Source organism: Haloplanus sp. C73 (assembly GCF_051195115.1).
Taxonomy (GTDB): Archaea; Halobacteriota; Halobacteria; order Halobacteriales; family Haloferacaceae; genus Haloplanus.
The window spans coordinates 15,170-31,748 of record NZ_JBNTJZ010000003.1 but is presented as its reverse complement, the minus strand read 5'-3'; the positions used below and the strand labels follow the sequence as shown (position 1 = coordinate 31,748).

General features: G+C 66.1%; 14 protein-coding genes and 1 tRNA gene. 8 read left to right on the top strand and 7 right to left on the bottom strand.

Annotated elements, in window-relative coordinates; translation table 11 throughout:
- The first annotated feature begins 223 nt into the window (after positions 1-223).
- The 3 genes from ACQUSQ_RS06605 to ACQUSQ_RS06595 all read left to right on the top strand — a co-directional run bounded on the left by ACQUSQ_RS06605 (position 224) and on the right by ACQUSQ_RS06595 (position 2,995).
- Positions 224-1,435: a hypothetical protein gene (locus tag ACQUSQ_RS06605; protein ID WP_435067753.1), complete on the top strand. Its 1,212-nt coding sequence runs from the start codon at positions 224-226 to the stop codon at positions 1,433-1,435.
- 74 nt (positions 1,436-1,509) lie between these two features.
- Positions 1,510-2,172 carry an HVO_0476 family zinc finger protein gene (locus ACQUSQ_RS06600; RefSeq protein WP_435067752.1) on the top strand — a complete coding sequence of 221 codons (663 nt, stop codon included), beginning with the start codon at positions 1,510-1,512 and terminating at the stop codon, positions 2,170-2,172.
- Positions 2,173-2,221: 49 nt separating this feature from the next.
- Entirely contained in the window at positions 2,222-2,995 is a 774-nt protein-coding gene (locus tag ACQUSQ_RS06595) for a protein-L-isoaspartate O-methyltransferase family protein (RefSeq protein ID WP_435067751.1), read from the top strand.
- On the opposite strand, the gene ACQUSQ_RS06590 is transcribed toward ACQUSQ_RS06595, so the two are convergent.
- Positions 2,992-3,438 carry a DUF7382 domain-containing protein gene (locus ACQUSQ_RS06590; RefSeq protein WP_435067750.1) on the bottom strand — a complete coding sequence of 149 codons (447 nt, stop codon included), beginning with the start codon at positions 3,436-3,438 and terminating at the stop codon, positions 2,992-2,994. The two genes, ACQUSQ_RS06595 and ACQUSQ_RS06590, sit on opposite strands and share 4 nt — an antisense overlap.
- A gap of 76 nt (positions 3,439-3,514) precedes the next feature.
- Between ACQUSQ_RS06590 and ACQUSQ_RS06585 the strand changes: the two genes are divergently transcribed.
- The gene (locus ACQUSQ_RS06585) at positions 3,515-4,534 is read left to right on the top strand and encodes an ATP-binding protein (protein ID WP_435067749.1); all 1,020 of its coding nucleotides are present in this window, start codon (positions 3,515-3,517) and stop codon (positions 4,532-4,534) included.
- Here ACQUSQ_RS06585 and ACQUSQ_RS06580 read toward each other — a convergent pair.
- Complete coding sequence (locus ACQUSQ_RS06580) at positions 4,531-6,972, bottom strand: DUF2309 domain-containing protein (protein WP_435067748.1); 2,442 nt, start codon at positions 6,970-6,972, stop codon at positions 4,531-4,533. The two genes, ACQUSQ_RS06585 and ACQUSQ_RS06580, sit on opposite strands and share 4 nt — an antisense overlap.
- A 237-nt stretch (positions 6,973-7,209) precedes the next feature.
- Here ACQUSQ_RS06580 and ACQUSQ_RS06575 point away from each other — a divergent pair, with 237 nt between their 5' ends.
- Positions 7,210-8,664, top strand: a complete 1,455-nt coding sequence (locus tag ACQUSQ_RS06575) for a proton-conducting transporter transmembrane domain-containing protein (protein ID WP_435067747.1) — start codon at positions 7,210-7,212, stop codon at positions 8,662-8,664.
- Positions 8,665-8,682: 18 nt separating this feature from the next.
- On the opposite strand, the gene ACQUSQ_RS06570 is transcribed toward ACQUSQ_RS06575, so the two are convergent.
- From ACQUSQ_RS06570 to ACQUSQ_RS06550, 5 genes are all read right to left on the bottom strand, one after another.
- On the bottom strand, positions 8,683-9,432 hold the full coding sequence (locus ACQUSQ_RS06570) for an ABC transporter ATP-binding protein (protein ID WP_435067746.1): 750 nt from the start codon (positions 9,430-9,432) through the stop codon (positions 8,683-8,685).
- Complete coding sequence (locus ACQUSQ_RS06565) at positions 9,429-10,229, bottom strand: ABC transporter permease (protein WP_435067745.1); 801 nt, start codon at positions 10,227-10,229, stop codon at positions 9,429-9,431. The genes ACQUSQ_RS06570 and ACQUSQ_RS06565 overlap by 4 nt, the downstream gene beginning before the upstream one ends.
- On the bottom strand, positions 10,230-11,228 hold the full coding sequence (locus ACQUSQ_RS06560; RefSeq protein WP_435067744.1) for an ABC transporter substrate-binding protein: 999 nt from the start codon (positions 11,226-11,228) through the stop codon (positions 10,230-10,232). It abuts the gene before it with no gap.
- A 229-nt stretch (positions 11,229-11,457) separates the two neighbouring features.
- Positions 11,458-12,399 carry a hypothetical protein gene (locus ACQUSQ_RS06555; protein ID WP_435067743.1) on the bottom strand — a complete coding sequence of 314 codons (942 nt, stop codon included), beginning with the start codon at positions 12,397-12,399 and terminating at the stop codon, positions 11,458-11,460.
- 234 nt (positions 12,400-12,633) lie between these two features.
- A tRNA-Asp gene (locus ACQUSQ_RS06550) sits at positions 12,634-12,706 on the bottom strand.
- A gap of 253 nt (positions 12,707-12,959) precedes the next feature.
- On the opposite strand from ACQUSQ_RS06550, the gene ACQUSQ_RS06545 reads away from it, so the two are divergent.
- Genes ACQUSQ_RS06545 through rpoB form a run of 3 tightly spaced genes read left to right on the top strand, consistent with a single transcriptional unit; the run spans position 12,960 to position 16,574 of the window.
- Positions 12,960-13,190, top strand: a complete 231-nt coding sequence (locus ACQUSQ_RS06545) for a DNA-directed RNA polymerase subunit H (protein ID WP_435067742.1) — start codon at positions 12,960-12,962, stop codon at positions 13,188-13,190.
- On the top strand, positions 13,187-14,746 hold the full coding sequence (locus ACQUSQ_RS06540) for a DNA-directed RNA polymerase subunit B'' (protein WP_435067741.1): 1,560 nt from the start codon (positions 13,187-13,189) through the stop codon (positions 14,744-14,746). The genes ACQUSQ_RS06545 and ACQUSQ_RS06540 overlap by 4 nt, the downstream gene beginning before the upstream one ends.
- Before the next feature lies 1 nt (position 14,747).
- Entirely contained in the window at positions 14,748-16,574 is a 1,827-nt protein-coding gene (gene rpoB, locus ACQUSQ_RS06535; RefSeq protein ID WP_435067740.1) for a DNA-directed RNA polymerase subunit B, read from the top strand.
- Positions 16,575-16,579 lie beyond the last annotated feature (5 nt).

Below are 16,579 nucleotides of genomic sequence, written 5' to 3'. Positions count from 1 at the left end.
GGAGGTTGACACGCTCCTTATAAGTGACAGAATATTTTTGTTTCTACGCTGTGTGTATTCGACTGCGATGTCCGACTCCATCGAGCAGATTCGCGACGAGATAGAGATGCGCAAAGAGAGCGAATCCGACCGCATTCGGATGGAAGACCGGAAGCCGTCTCTCTGCAAGGACTGAGCGCGGCCGTCCCCCGATTTTATTTCGTGCCATCGATTCGGTAGTGACATGCACGAACTGATGGTTCGAGAGCGAGACGGGACCACGGAACGGCTTCCCGCTCGCCCCGGGGCGTCGGTCGGGTCGGTGTTGTTGAGCGCGCGCATTCCGCCGCCGTCCGTCGTCGTCATCGCGGACGGGTCGCCCGTCTCCGCCGACCACCGAATCGACCCCGACCGCTCGTACGAGGCGCGGTTGCTCGAAGGGTACGACCTCGACCGGATTCGGTCGGCGTTCGACCCCGTCGGCGACGACGCCGCGCACGTCGACCGACGACTCACGTTCGGCGAGACGGGCGGACTCGATTCCTCTACGACCGCCCGGTCGCTCGACGACCATCAGGCCGCCGTCGAGGCGCGCCTGCTGGATACGATTCGGCACTTCGACCTTATCTCCGAGGGCGAGTCGCTCGTCCTCGGCGCTTCGGGTGGGCTGGATAGCTCCGCGCTCCTCCGTGGGTTGGCGGCGATTCGAGACGACCTGCCGACCTTCGACCTGACGGCCGTGACCGTCGCCGACTTCATCCCCGTCGAGGACGCCCGGTCGTCCGCCGACATCGCCGAGATGGTCGAGTCGCTCGGCTTCGACCACCGATTCGTCGAGAGCGAGACCATCGCGGACACGTACGGGCTCACCGACACGCCGACGGCGGCGATGCGCGCGCTGGAAGCCACCGACCACGCCCCGACCCTCGGCTCGCTCGCGCCCAACGTCAACCAGCGAATGCTCGAACGGGTCGCCGAGGAGGTAGGCGCCGACGCGATTCTCACCGGCGTCCACACGACGGAGCTTCTCGGCGGGATTCTCAACGAGTGGTTCACCGGCGCGACCGTTCGCCGGCAGTCGATTCCCGAGCACTCGCTCGGTCCCTACGCCTATCGCTACCCGCTCGTCTTTCTCTCCAAACGAGAACTGTTCCTGTACCGATACGGCAAGACCGGACAGACGCTCCGTGACCGGACCGAGAACCCGTGGGATTGGCTGGCCGACGAGCAGAGCTTTCACTACTACCTCGCCGACATGCTGCAGGCGCTGTGGCCGGGGGTCGAACACTGGGTCGTCGAGAGTCACAACGCCCGCGTCGCGGCGGTCGACCATCCCCCGACCGACCGCTGTGACAACTGCGGCAAGGTCAAACCGGCCCCCGATTTCGACTCGACCGGCCGGTGTCCCGTCTGTTCGGCGTTCGACTCGGTCGGGTTGCTGGTCGATTCGGACTGAGGACGCCGACCCCCTTCTGAGCGTCGGCGCGCCGGAAGGGCGGATTTTTACCGCCTGACCGGCTACGACCCTGTATGACTCATCCCGGTCCCGACGCGGGTGACCGCGTCGCTCTCGCCTGTCCGTCCTGTGCCTCCGACGAGGCGACGGTTCACGAGGTACTGAAACCCGGCGGCAACGTCACCGTCCGCTGTACGGAGTGTGGCCACGTCCACAAAGAGCGGTACGACCCACCCCGCGAAATCGAACTCGACGTCGTCGTCTCGCAGGGCGACGAATCGCTGACGACGACTGTCGACGTCCCGGCCGCAGACACCGTCGAACACGGCGACGAGTTCGTCGTCGACACGGCCGAAGCCATCATGCAGGTTCGGGTCACCGCCATCGAACTCGCCGACGACCGGCGCGTCGAGGAGGCGACGCTCGAAGACGTCGAGACGCTCTGGACCCGCGCCGTCGACAACGTCCGCGTCAACGTGACCGTCCACCCGAACGACGGCCGGCGCGACGACTCGCGGAGCGTCACCGTCTCCGTCCCCGGCGACCACGAGTTCGTCGTCGGCGACACCGCCGATTTCGGCGACGAGGAGTTCGAAATCACGGGCGTGCAGGTCCGTGACGACGCCCCGGAGTATCGCTTCGAGAAACTCGACCACGAGGGCGACACCGTCTTCGCCAAAGACGTCAAGCGGGTGTACGCTCGTGACGTGACGTCGACGGCGTGGTCGGCGTGGTGAGACGGTCCCGAACGCACGCTTCATAAGCACCGATACCCAGCCTCTTGCTATGGACCCCGCAGTGTTGCGCGAGGACATGGTCGACGGCCTCGACCACACGCTCGACGACCTCGACGAATCGCTGGGCGTGGCCATGCGGACGGTCCCCCGGCACGTCTTCGTCGAGGACCGGCCGTATGACAACCGCGCGACCGACCACGCCGGGACGACGGTCCTCGCTCCCCGGACCGTCGCCCGACTGCTCGGCGCTCTCGACGTCGACGACGGCGATTCGGTCCTCGTCGTCGGCGTGGGCGTCGGCTACACGGCGGCGCTACTCGCCGAACTCGTCGGCGACCGACACGTCCACGCGGTCGATATCTCGCGCCGGCTCGTTCTCGACGCCCGGCGGAACCTCCGGCAAGCCGGCTACGAGGGCGTCCTCGTCGACTGCCGTGACGGCGCCGACGGGCTACCGGAGTATGCCCCCTTCGACCGCGTCCTCGTCGAGGCGGCGGCGGTGCGCCCGCCGCGCGCGCTTCTCGACCAACTCGCTCCGGACGGCCGAATCGTGATGCCGATGGGGACGCCCGACCCGACGCTCGTCGCCCTCGCCCCCGACGACTCGCCCGAGGGGTTCGCCGTCGTCGAGGAGTTCGGCACGGCGACGCTCGCCCCGCTACTCGTCGACGGCGAACAGGCTGGCGGCGTCACCCGCAACCGGACCGAGCGCGAGGACCGCGAGTTCGGCCAACAGGGCTATTTCGCGCCGACGGGCTGGGAACACGAGTGGATAGACTGGGACAGCCGGCTCGACGGCGGCCGCGGCCACCACCGGCGCTAACCGTCTCGCACCACCAGCACCTTCGTGTTGCCGCGGCGGTCGACGTAGCCGCTCCCCGCCGGCGGTTTCACCTCGATGACCAACGTCCCTTCGTCCTGATTCGCTCGGAGCGTCGGCTCCACCGAGACGGTCGCCGTTCCGTCCTTGTCAGTCGTTTCCGTCTGCACCCCATCGAGGTCGGCGCTTCCCGCCGTCACCAGCACCGTCGCGTCCGCGACGCTCGACCCGTCGGCGCCGACGACGGTCAGTTCCAGCGACTCCTCGCCCGGCCCGATGACCTCCGGTTCTGGTCGAACGTCGAGTTCCGTCGTCGATAGTCCTTGGATGCCGCTCAGCATGTTCATCATCACGCTCAGACTGGCGACGCCGATGACGAGTGCGATGACCAGTCTGATGGGCAGTCCTTCGATGGCTCGCCGGTCCTCACGGAACGCGTCGAACATGGACCGGCTTGTCCCCGTACCCGTATTTGAACCTCCGGGCGGAGGTTTACGTGCGATAGCGGGGCCACGACACCTCGTGCACGTCCTCGGACGCACCGACTCGGCGACCGGTCCCGCCGTCCGCCTCGGCACGTATCGCGCCGCCGATGGAAGCGACGGCTCGGCCGTCGGTCTCGACCTGCATCGCCCGCACGCGGCGCTCGTGGTCGGCAAGCGCGGCTACGGCAAGTCGAACACGCTGGGCGTTGTCGCCGAAGGGGCGGCGAGTGCGTCGGGGGTCACGCCGGTCGTCGTCGACCCGATGGGCGAGTTCGCGGGGCTCGGCGACCTCGACGGCGTGTGCGTCGTGGACGCGCCGACCGTCGCCGCGACGACGCTCCCGCCGGCGGCGTGGCCGGCGCTCTTCGAACTCTCACCGACCGACGCCGTGGGGGCGCTGCTCTGGGAGGCGGCCCGCGAGGCGTCGACGCTCGATGCGATGGCGGCCCACGTCGACGCCGCGGCCGTCGACGACGGCGTGTCGCGTGCCGCACGAAACCACCTCACGCTCGCCGAATCGTGGGGCGTCTTCGACCCCGACGGCCTCGACGCTCGGGCGCTCCTGTCGACGCCGGGGACGGTCCTCGACTGCTCGGGGTTTGACGACCGGGCCGCGGCGGCGCTGGTTCGGGCCGTCGCGGCGGGGCTGTACGAGGTTTGTGTCGACTGCCGCCCCGAACGTCTGCCGTGGCTCCTCCTCGACGAGGCACACGTCTTCTTCGACAGCGTGGCCGCGCCGGCGCTGGAGACGGTGTTGACACGCGGGCGGACGCCCGGCGTCTCTCTCGTCGCGGCCACCCAACGACCGGGCGCGCTGTCGTCGGTGGCGCTCTCGCAATCGGACCTCCTGCTCGCACATCGCCTGACCGCCGCCGCGGACGTGGAGGCGCTGGCGGGCGCGACGCCGACGTATCTCTCGGGGCGGCTTCGGGACCGCCTCCCCGCCGCCACCGGGGGCGCCGTCGTCGTCGACGACGTCACCGAGTCGGTCCACGGCGTGCAGGTGCGTCGGCGCGAGACGACTCACGGCGGCGCCGACCCGCGCGTCGACGATTAGCGGCCCGCCGTGACCGGCGTCTCGGACGTCTCCTCTGCGGACTCTGCCCACGGCTCCCACGCCAACTCGCCCTGATACTCGAAGGGGACGTTTCCCTGCTCGGGGTCGAGCACCGTCAGCGAGAGCCAGCCGTTGTCGAACAGGGTCGCGAGGTCCTCGTTGTCCACGAGAATCTCGGTCACCTGCTCGACGGGGGCGTGGACGACGACCGAGAGGCGGAGCGGCTCGTGGTAGGGGCGCCCGTCGTCCGAAAACAGCGACTGGAGGGGCAGTCCCATGAGCAGGTCGCCGCCGTTGCCTTGGACGACGCCAACGTGACCCACGGTGTTGTGGGTCGTCTTCGACCCGCTCCCGTACACCTCGTTGTCGACGGTCGAGAAGTAGTACTGGGCGTTTATCATCTGACAGACGACCAGCGGGCCGGTCATGATGTTCTCGAGGGCGTCGCCGTCGGGGTCGGTCGCCCAGTCGTAGGAGTGGAGAAAGGACCGACCGTCGAGGTCGATGGAGTCGGTCAGACGTCGCGGCCCGATGACGAAACCGGCGTTGCCCGAGAGCCCGAGTTCCGGCCGCGGCTCCGCCCAGTCGGCGGTCCGCTTCTCGGCCTCGTCCACGCTGTCGGCGGCGTCGACGTCCATCGTCTCCAGACGTTCCGCGGCCGCGCCCGTCTGTGCGGTTTCGAGGTCATCTCGCAGTCGGTCGACCACGGCCCGTTGTCGCTCGGAGAGGTCCTCGGTCACGAAAATCTCCACGTCGTCCGTCGTGGTGTTGTGTTCCGCCGCGAGGAACACGGTGTCCTCGGGCACCTCGATGCCGCGGTCACGTAGCTCTGCCCGCACCGCGGGGTCGTTGCAGATGGCGGCGAGCGTGCGCGCGTTCGGCGTCCCCGGACTACCCGCGCAGGCGCCGCAGTCGATGCTCGATTTGTAGGGGTTGTTGACCGTCTCGCTCCGGTGACCGGTGAAGACGACGACCGGTGCGAACTCTTCCCAGCCCATCAAATCGAATGCGGCTTCGGCGTAGAACGCGCGCTGGTCGGTCGACATCCCGACCGGCAGGTCGGCGGCGTGGTCGTGGTCGGCGTCCGCGTCGATTGTGGGGTCGCAGAACGATTCGGGACGCGGCGGGCTGAGCCGGTCGCGGAGGGCGCGCACTCCCGACGGCGAGAGCGTTCGCGAGGTCAGCGCGGCACCAAAGAGGCTCCCCGACGCCTCGACGAAGCCGAAGGCGGCGGCGACATCGTTTTTCAGCGATTTCATGAGGCTCGTCCCTGCGCGGGTGAGTCGCTGCCACCGGTCGTACGCCGTCGCCGCCCCACCGTCCGTTCGGGGGCGCTCGGTGATGTGGTGTGTCGGGTCGACCATCACCGGACACGAGTCGGTCCGGGTCTTCGACTCGAAGCCCTCGTACTCCAGCGGGATGCCGAAGAACCCGCCGTAGCCGAACGTCTCGTAGGGACCAGTCCGTTCGAGGTGGCGGCGGATAATCTCCGACCGCGTGTCGATACAGAAGACGAGTTGCGCGTCGGGCGTCTCCGGGTTCGTATCGCGGCCGGCCGCCAAGTCCTGTTGGACGTCGTCGACGAGGCCCTGCCGGAAACTCCGCTCCCACGCCGTCAGCCAGAGTTCGGCGAGCGGCGGGTCGTCCGAGTCGGTGGACGGGTCGGCGTCGCCCTCGTCTGCCGGGTCGATTGGCTCCCCCATGTGCTTCGCGAGAATCAGCCGAATCGCCATGTAATCGAGTAGTGTGGCGGGACAGGCCTCCTGCCACGGGTTGTTGTTCGCCTGCGCGCGCTGCTTGATGAACCCGACCCAGCCGGGCAGTGCGGCCAGATGGTGTTCGAAGATGCGCTCCCAGTCCTCGGTCGGGTAGTCGCTCAGGACGGCGTACACCGCTTCGGGCGCCGTCTCGGGCAAGTCGTCGAGGCGCTCGTGGTACTGCGTCGCGACCGGTGTCGACGACGCGGGTATCTCGGTGTCGTACGGCGCCACCGACCGCCAAGCGCGGTACAGGCCCTCCTCGCGATTCGGGACGGGACACGCCGCCTGCCCTTGGTCGAGAAAGGCCGCCAGCCACTTCGCGACGATTCGGTCGAGCGTCTCGCTGTCGGCCGACCGCGAGCGGTCGGACGCCGACGCCTCCATCCGGTCGAGGAGGGTCGCCGGCGAGTCGCTGACGCCGTGGGCCTCGAGAACGGATTCGAGAACGTCGGGGTCGATGCGCCCCGACTCCCAGGCCGCGCGGAACCACGTCGGCTGCGGATAGCCACGCCCGCCGAACAGCCGTTCGGCCTCCGCGACGGCGTCCGGGAACGGCCGGTCCTCGAACCCGGACAGCGGGTTGGCGCCGACGTCGGAGTACAGCGGCCACACGCGGCCGATGCGCTCTGCCGCGCTGTCGATAGTGGCTCGAATCGTGACCGGGTCAAATCCGCTCATTGCTGTCGAACTTGTCGAACACTCGTCGCGGTAATTTAAACATCTTTCTACGTACGAACTCAAATAGGGAATATTCCTAAAATAGTTAAACGCAATATATTTGGTAGTCGACGGTCGTACAACACCTATCGCCGCCGTTCACACGCGATGCGACCGCGACCGGTGTTTTAGGAATTATACTATTACCGGGTTGTGTATACGGAATCGTTATCCCAATTCCCGATATTGGTGAACAAAATGCGAGAACTACGGGGAACGAGCCGTATTCCGGCCATCTCGACGTACGCGACGTGGGCGGCGTTCGTGCTCTCGCTCGCCGTGGTCGCCGCCACCGTCTGGTTCGACGTCGGCCTACCGGCGGGAAGATTGCTCCGCATCGACGGGCTGACGCTCGTCATGTGGGTCGCGGTCACGTTCTTCAGCGGCATCGTCCAGAGTTTCGCTCGTCGCTACATGGCGGCGAATCGAGACCTGAATCGCTTTTTCGCCGGCGTCGCGGCGTTCACGCTGGCCGTCCTGACGATGCCCGCCGCCGACAACGTGGTGCTGTTTCTGGCCGCGTGGACGGCGATGGGCCTCGTGATGGCCGACCTGATTGGACACGTTCCCGGATGGGACGAGGCGCAGGCGGCGAGTCGTCTCTCGCGAGCCTACTTCCTCGTCGGCAGTGCGTTACTGACCGCGGGCGTTTCCCTCCTCGCAGTCCTGACGAACGCCTTGACCATCACGGGCGTCCTCGACGGACTCGCGTCGCTCTCGCGGCCCCCGATACTGCTGGCGGCCGGCCTGATTCTTCTCGCCGCACTCGTCCAGTCCGCGCTCCTTCCCTTCCATCGGTGGCTCCTCTCCTCGATGACCGCGCCGACGCCCTCCTCGGCGCTGATGCACGCCGGCTTCGTCAACGCGGGCGGCGTCCTCCTGACGCGGTTCGCACCCCTGTTTGCCCCACAGCGTGACCTGCTACTCGTGATAACCGTCGTCGGGGCGGTCAGCGCCCTCCTCGCGCAGGCGATGATGCTCGTCCAGCCGACGTACAAGGGCCGGCTCGGCTGTTCGACGGTGGCCCAGATGGGGTTCATGATTCTCCAGTGTGGCCTCGGGTTCTTCGCCGCCGCCGTCACGCACCTCATCGTCCACGGCTTCTACAAGGCGTATCTCTTTCTCTCGACCGGCGGACAGGTGACGAAGAAACCGCCGAAGAAAGGGGGGCACGACACCTCTCCCGCGTCGATAGTCGTCGCGCTCGCGGCGGCCGTCGCCGGCGGCGCCGTCTTCGCGACGCTCACCGGCAAGGGGTTCGACGCCTCCGAGACGGGTGTTTTCCTCACCGTCGTCGTCACGCTCGCTGTCTTTCAGGCGGCGGTCGAACTCCTCCGTACCGACTCGCTGTCGCCTCCGGCCCGTCTCGTCGGCGTCGTCGTCGCTACCGTCCCCGCACTCGCCATCTACGCCCTGATGTACAACGCCATCTCGGGACTGATGCACGCCGTGCCGGCCGTCCACACGCCCGTCGCGATGACGCCCGTCCACTGGGTCCTGCTCGCGGCGTTCGTCGCGGGCCACGTCGCGGTTCAGTTGGGTTGGCTCCAGCGGCGTCCGCGCGTGTACGTCGCCCTGTTGAACGCCGCGCGCCCCGATTCGCGGACGGTGTCGACCACGCACGGCGACTACGGCTCGCGCTCCGAACCGTGACGGCCGCGTATCGAGCCGTCAGCTCTCGATGAGGTCGAGAATTCGCTGGTAGTAGGTGCCGAAAGCCTCGTCGGCCCGGCTGCGCGGCCGTTCGATGTCCACGTCGACGATTTCGTGGATACGACCCGGTTCCTTCGCCATGACGATGACTCGGTCGGCGAGTTTGACCGCCTCCTCGACGTCGTGAGTGACGAACAGAATCGTCTTCCCCGTCTCCTGCCAGATGTCGAGGAGTTCGGACTGGAGCATCTTCTTGGTCTGGGCGTCGACGGCGCCGAACGGCTCGTCCATCAGGAGCAAGCCGGGGTCGACAGCGAGCGCGCGCGCCAGCGCCACCCGCTGTTTCATGCCGCCCGAGAGGTCCCGCGGGTATGTGTCGGCGAACCCCTCCAGCCCCACTAAGTCGAGCAGGTGTTGGACCCGGTCCTCGCGTTCGCTCGCGCTGACGTCCTGTCGCTCCAGCCCGAAGGCGACGTTGCCTGCGACGGTGCGCCAAGGGAACAGGTGGTACTCCTGAAACACCAGCCCGAGGTCCGGCCCCGGTCCTTCCACCTTGTCGCCGTCGAGGTAGACGGCGCCGCTGGTTGCGGGTTCCAGCCCCGCGATGATGCGAAAGAGCGTCGTCTTCCCACAGCCGGAGGGGCCGACGAGACAGACGAACTCGCCGTCGCTGACCTCGAACGAGACGCCGTCGAGCGCCGTCACCGGGCCGTTCCGTCCCTCGAAGCGCTTGCTCACGTCGTCGACGCGAACCCGTGGTTCAGTCATCGCCACACCAGCGCCCGCCGCTGAAGCGCGCGGAACGCCACGTCGACGACGAGATACATTAGGCTCAACACGAGGATGTAGGTGATGACCACGTCGACCTGCAGGTTGTTCGACGCACGGAGGATGCGTCGGCCGATGCCGGCGACGCCGAAGAGCTCCGACGCGACGACGAGCATCCAGCACCGGCCGATACCGGTGCGGATACCCGTCGTGATTTCGGGGAGCGACGCCGGGACGACGACCGTCCGAACGAGTTCGATATCGCGGTTCACGCCGAGGCTCCGCGCCACGTCGAGGAGGTCCTCGGAGACGCCCTCGACGCCCCCGTAGGTGGCGTAGAAGTTTATCCAGAACGCGCCGACGGCGATGATGAACGCCGCGCCGGCGTGGTTGATGCCGAACCACGCGATGGCGAAGCCGATGAGCGCAAGCGGCGGCACCGGACGCAGGACACGGACCACCGGCGACGTGACGTCGTCGAGATACGGGCTCCACGCGAGCGCGACGCCGGCGGCGATACCGAGGCCCGTCCCGAACACGGCCCCCGGAATCCAGTGTAGGATGCTGTTTCCGAGCGCGACGAACATCTCGCCGCTCGCCGCCTGCGCGTAGAACGTCTCGGCGACGGCGAGCGGCGACGGCAGGACGTACGCGGGCTGGGTGAGCGAAGCCCCCATCCAGAGGAGGAGGAAGCCGACGACGCCGGCCAGCCCCCGACGGAGGCGCTGGGTGTCGATATCGGTGATGCTCGTCGGTCGCTCCTCCCGGTCGACCTGTTCGGAGACGTCGACGGCCATCTATAGGCTCTCGTAGACGCTGTAGTCGAATATCTGGTCCAGCGTCAGCTGTTCGTCTATCTGGCCGTTCTCGGCGGCGAAGCGCGAGAATATCTCGGTGCCGTTCTCGATTTCGCGCGGGTCCGTCACGAAGTTCGAGAGCGGACCTCGGAGCGCCGAGAGCGCTTGGTCCGCTGCCATTCCGATGCCGGATTCGACGATGTCGGCGGTCGCTTCGGGCTGGTTCGAGATGAACTCCGTTGCGCGGACGTGCTGTTCGAGGAACTGGCCGGCGAGGGGGGACTCGCGCACCTCGTCACGCATCAGCGTCACCGCCGCCGGCTGGCCGGGCATGATTTCGCCCGCGGTGCGGAACGTCCCAATCGGGACGTCGGCCTGTGCGGCCCGCGTCGGCACCGGCTCCATGATGGACGCGCCGTCGACTTCGCCGTTCGCGATGGCCTGCCAGACGGCGTTCGCGCCGCTGATTTCGACGATGTCGACCGTCGAGGTGTCGACGCCCTCCTGTTCGAGCCAGTAGCGGAGGAGGACGTCGGGCACCGACCCCTGTGGGAACGTTCCGAAGCGGAACCGCTGGCCCTTCTCCTCGCGCCAGACGCTGAAGGCGTCGGCGCCGTGCTCCTCCCACATCGCCTGCAGGTCCTCGTGGGCCATGATGGCCATCGGCTCCTTGATGTTCGCGGCGGTCACCTTCGCCGGAATCCCGCGGTCGATGACTATCATCGAGGGGACGATGCCGAACATCGCCACGTCGATTTCGCCGCCGCCGAACGCCTGAACGATTGCCGGCCCGTCGGTGAACTCCCGGCCCTCGATTGTCGCGTCGATATTCTCCAGATACCCCTCCGACTCCATGACGAAATACTGGAGGTCGGGGAAGATGGGCATGTACGCGACAGAGAGGGTGTCCCCGCCATCGCCCAGACAGCCGGCAAGACCCAGCGTTGCAGTCGACCCTGCTCCCGCCAGATACGCGCGGCGCGACAGCGACTCGTGCATACGCCCTGCTAGCCCGGAGACGCGTATAATCCGCAAGAAACGGGCAATACTGGGTCGTTCTCCGGTTCCTCGTTACAGCTGATAACGTTCAGTATCGGTCACGAACTGCCAATATGTCCTGTCTCCGACAGATTCCGGCGCTCTCGAACACCGGCAATAATTTCCTCGGAACCCAGTACCGCGTGTGCGCTCGCGGGCGGTCATGAGTTAGCCGGATTCGAGACGCCGCTCACAACAGCCGGTCAATCTCGTCGTTCGACCGCAGGTCTTCGAGCAGGTTCTGCTCGGCCTGCGTGCGGTCGTCTTTGGCCTGCAGTTCTTTCGCGCGTTGCAGTTTCGAGTAGTTCTCGTACGACGCCATCGTCTCCATGAGGAAATCCACGGCCGCTTTCTCGTCGGACTGGCCCTTACCGTTCAGTTCCGTCATGAGTTTGGCGGCCTTCTGACCCAGTTCCCGCTCTCGCGTTTCGTACTGCTCCCGTTCGAGTTCGAGGACCGCGTAGTTCCCGTCGTACGGCGTTCCGTCGGCGGTGTAGACGCGTCTATCTTCTTCGAGTCTGCACTCCTCGTCCGGCCCAGAATCGCCGAAACAGACGAGATAGCACGGTTGGAGTTGGGGCTGGCGGTCGTCGCGCGCGTCCGTTTCGAGCGTAATCTGCTGGTCGATGATTGGGTCGTGGTCGTCGACGTTGTCGACGAGTTGTAACAGTTTCTCCCCGCTCATGTTCGGGAGTTCGGCGGCGGGCGCGAGCGCCGGCAGGACGATTTCGGTCAGCGGGGCGAGTTCGCCCACGCGGTCGACGAGCCACTGCGGAACGCCGTCGACGTCGTACACCTGTACCTCCACAGTCAGTCGTTTGTCGCTGAAATCCCGAATCGACAGGAGTACGTCGTAGAGAAAGTCGCTCTTCCAGCCGGGTTCGACTTCGCGTCTGAGGTCGTGGAGACGCCGGACCGGTGGCTCGCTCCCGAACCGCGTCTTCGTCACTACGATGAGGTCGTTTCCGTCCACGTACGGCAGGTCGACGTCGTGTCGCGTCGTGACGTTCAGCCCACGCAACCGGATGGACAGCGGCGCTGCCGGTTCGAACTCCACCGATTCGGAGAGGTCCCTCGTCGGGTCGCGCAGCGAGATGTCCCCGTCCGTCCCCAGCGGTGTCCCGAGCCACATACGCGATGCATGGACAGACATATACTTAATTTTTCCAGTCTAATTGATATGTTGTTAGTGGTGGGGAGTAATGTCCGTTAGACGGCTCGAAGCGACGGAGTACGGAGCGGGATTTGAACTACGGTCGCTCACTGCGTTCGCTCTCTGGTTCAAATCGCCGCTGTGGCGCATTCGCCGACGCCGGTACTCACTCGTCGCTACGCTCCTCGTTCGTAGTCGGCGTCGGCAGAAAGACGCCCGGAGCGGGATTTGAACCCGCGTCACGACCGTGACAGGGTCGTATGATGGGCCACTACACCATCCGGGCCTTCGCATTCACACAGAACGGGGACTTGGAAATAAGACTTGCCATATGGAGGCGGCGTGGGATGCGGTATCGCGCCACGCCGCCGAAACGGCTTTGTAGTGGGAGAAGCCATGACAACACGTCCCGAGCGTGGCTTGTCGGCGCCTGCCGGCAGGCCGAATAGCCTTGCGTCACGCTTCTTTAGAAAACGTTAAATACGCGGGCTGACAATGGCGCCGTAGTATCTCGTGATAACTTCTCCACCCACTCACCCATGGTAGACGTAAGCCAACACAAGCTGGTTCCGGAGCACACAGTCCTCGACGACCCTGAGCGCGTCGACGAGGTACTCGCGGAGTACAACGTGAGCAAAACCAATTTACCGAAGATAACGCTGAGCGACCCGGCGTTGCCCGACGAGGCCGAAGTCGGCGACGTCGTCGAGATAGTTCGCGACTCTCGCACCACTGACCAAGCAACCGTATACCGACTGGTGGTCGAATGAACCGAGAGAGCCGACGTACGATTTCACGGGAGTATTTCTCGCAGGAACGACTGGCCGAACACCACTTCCGCTCGTTCAACGCCTTCCTCGACCGGGGGATGCAGGAAGTCGTCGACGAGAAGGAGCGCATCGAGACGGACATCGGCGACAAGGAGGGGCAGGAGCCGGTGTTCGTCGAACTCGGCGACGTTCGCGTCGAAACCCCGCGCGTTCGCGAGGCCGACGGGAGCGAGGAACTCCTCTACCCGCAGGAAGCGCGCCTGCGAAACATCACCTACGCCGCGCCGGTGTTCATGGAGATGGCCATCGTCCGCGGCGGCGAGGAAGAGGAGGAAGTCGTCGTCGACTCCACCGAGACGAAGGTCGGGCGGATGCCCATCATGGTCGGGTCCGAGCGGTGTAACATCGCGGACCTGACCCGCGAGGAACTCATCGACATCGGTGAGGACCCCGTCGACCCCGGTGGCTACTTCATCGTCAACGGCTCCGAGCGAGTGCTGATGACGAGCGAGGACCTCGCCCCGAACAAGATTCTCGCGGAGTACGACACGAAGTACGGCGACGAGATTCAGGTCGCCAAGACCTTCAGTCAGCGCCGCGGCTACCGCGCACTCGTTCTCTGTGAGCGCAACCGCGAGGGGATTCTCGAAGTCTCGTTCCCCTCCGTTTCGGGGAGCGTCGACTTCGTGACGCTGGTCCGGGCGCTCGGGCTGGAGTCCGACGAGGAAATCGTCCACCGCGTCAGCGACGACCCCGAGATTGTGAAGTTCATGCTGGAGAACTTGGAGATGGCCGAAGTCCAGAGCGAGGAGGAGGCCATCGAAACCCTCGGCAAGCGCGTCGCCGGCGGGCAGGGCAAGAACTACCAGCTGAAACGCGCCAACTACGTCATCGACCGCTACCTGCTCCCCCACCTCCACGAGGAGGGCGTCGAGGAGGAGGAGGTCCGCATCAACAAGGCGTACTACCTCTGCCGGATGGCCGAGGCGTGTTTCGAACTCGCGCTCGACCGGCGCGAGGCCGACGACAAGGACCACTACGCGAACAAGCGTCTGAAGGTCAGCGGCGACCTGATGCGTGACCTGTTCCGGACGGCCCTGAACAAGTTGGCCCGTGACGTGAAGTACCAGCTCGAACGCGCGAACATGCGCAACCGGCAGCTGACGGTCAACACCGTCGTTCGCTCGGACGTGCTGACCGAGCGCCTCGAACACCCAATCGCGACGGGCAACTGGGTCGGTGGGCGCTCGGGCGTCTCGCAGCTGGTCGACCGAACGGACTACATGGGCGTGCTTTCGCACCTGCGACGGCTCCGGTCGCCGCTCTCGCGCTCGCAGCCGCACTTCGAGGCACGCGACCTGCACGCGACCCAGTGGGGTCGCATCTGTCCCTCCGAAACGCCGGAGGGGCCGAACTGTGGGCTGGTGAAGAACTTCGCGCAGGCGATGGAGCTCTCCCAGAACGTCGAAGACGAACAGGGACTCAAACGCGAACTGGCGTCGATGGGGGTCGAGGGCATCCCCGGAATCGAAGGCGTCGACTCGATGGCAGATTAACATGGCTCAGGCACGCGAGGCGAAAGTATACGTCAACGGCAGTTTGGTCGGAACGCACCCCGACCCCGAACAGCTCGCAGATCAAATTCGAGAAGCGCGACGACGCGGCGACGTCAGCGACATGGTCAACGTCTCCGTCAAGGACCGCACCCGAGAGGTCATCATCAACGCGGACGCGGGACGCGCCCGTCGGCCGCTCATCGTCGTCGAGGACGGCGAGCCGCTCCTCTCGGACGAGGAAATCGAGGCCGTCAACGAGGACGACCTCGAGTTCGAACAGCTCGTCGAACGCGGCTACATCGAATTTATCGACGCCGAGGAGGAGGAAGACATCTACGTCGCCGTCGACGAGGACGAACTCAACGAGCGACACACCCACCTCGAAATCGACCCGCAGCTCATCTTCGGCATCGGCGCCGGGATGATTCCGTACCCCGAACACAACGCCTCGCCCCGGATTACGATGGGCGCGGGGATGATGAAGCAGTCGCTCGGCCTGCCGGCGGCGAACTATCGGATTCGACCCGACACCCGCCAGCACCTGATGCATTACCCCCAGCTGGCGATGGTCAAGACCCAGACCACGGAGCAGATTGGGTTCGACGAGCGCCCGGCGGCACAGAACTTCGTCGTCGCCGTCATGTCCTACGAGGGGTTCAACATCGAGGACGCACTCGTCATGAACAAGGGGTCGGTCGACCGCGCGCTCGCCCGCTCGCACTTCTTCCGCACCTACGAGGGCGAGGAGCGTCGCTACCCCGGCGGACAGGAGGACCGATTCGAGGTGCCGAGTCAGGACGTGCGCGGCGCGCGCGGTGAGGACGCGTACACGCATCTGGACGAGGACGGCCTCGTCAATCCCGAGACGCAGGTCGACGAGAACTCGGTCCTGCTGGGCAAGACGAGTCCGCCCCGATTCTTGGAGGAGCCGGACGACATGGGCGGACTCAGCCCCCAGAAGCGCCGCGAGACGAGCGTCACGATGCGCTCGGGCGAGGACGGCGTCGTCGACACGGTCACGCTCATGGAGGGCGAGGACGGGTCGAAGCTCTCGAAGGTGAGCGTACGCGACGAGCGAATCCCCGAACTCGGGGACAAGTTCGCGTCCCGCCACGGTCAGAAGGGCGTCGTCGGCCACCTCGCACCGCAGGAGGACATGCCGTTCACGCAGGAAGGCGTCGTGCCGGACCTGGTGCTGAACCCACACGCCCTCCCGTCGCGGATGACGGTCGGCCACGTGCTGGAGATGCTCGGCGGCAAGGTCGGCTCCCTTGAGGGCCGGCGCGTCGACGGGACGGCCTTCCAGGGCGAGGACGAGGACGAACTCCGGGGTGCGCTCGAAGAACACGGCTTCGAGTCCTCCGGGAAGGAGGTCATGTACTCCGGTGTGACCGGCGAGAAGATTGAAGCCGAGATTTTCGTCGGGACCATCTTCTACCACAAGCTCTACCACATGGTGAGCAACAAGCTGCACGCCCGCTCCCGCGGGCCGGTGCAGGTGCTCACTCGCCAGCCCACGGAGGGGCGCGCCCGCGAGGGTGGGCTCCGCGTGGGTGAGATGGAGCGTGAGGTGCTCATCGGTCACGGGGCGGCGATGGCGCTCAAAGAGCGTCTGCTCGACTCCTCGGACCGCGAGAGCGTGTACATCAGCGCCGAGACGGGGATGGTCGCCGTCGAGGACACGGAACAGCGGCGTGTGTACGACCCCGTCACCGGTGACGAGGACGATATCCACGAACTCGAGGTGAGCTACGCGTTCAAGCTCCTCCTCGACGAGATGATTGCACTCGGCATTCGACCACGGCTGGAACTCGAGGACGCAGTATAACCATG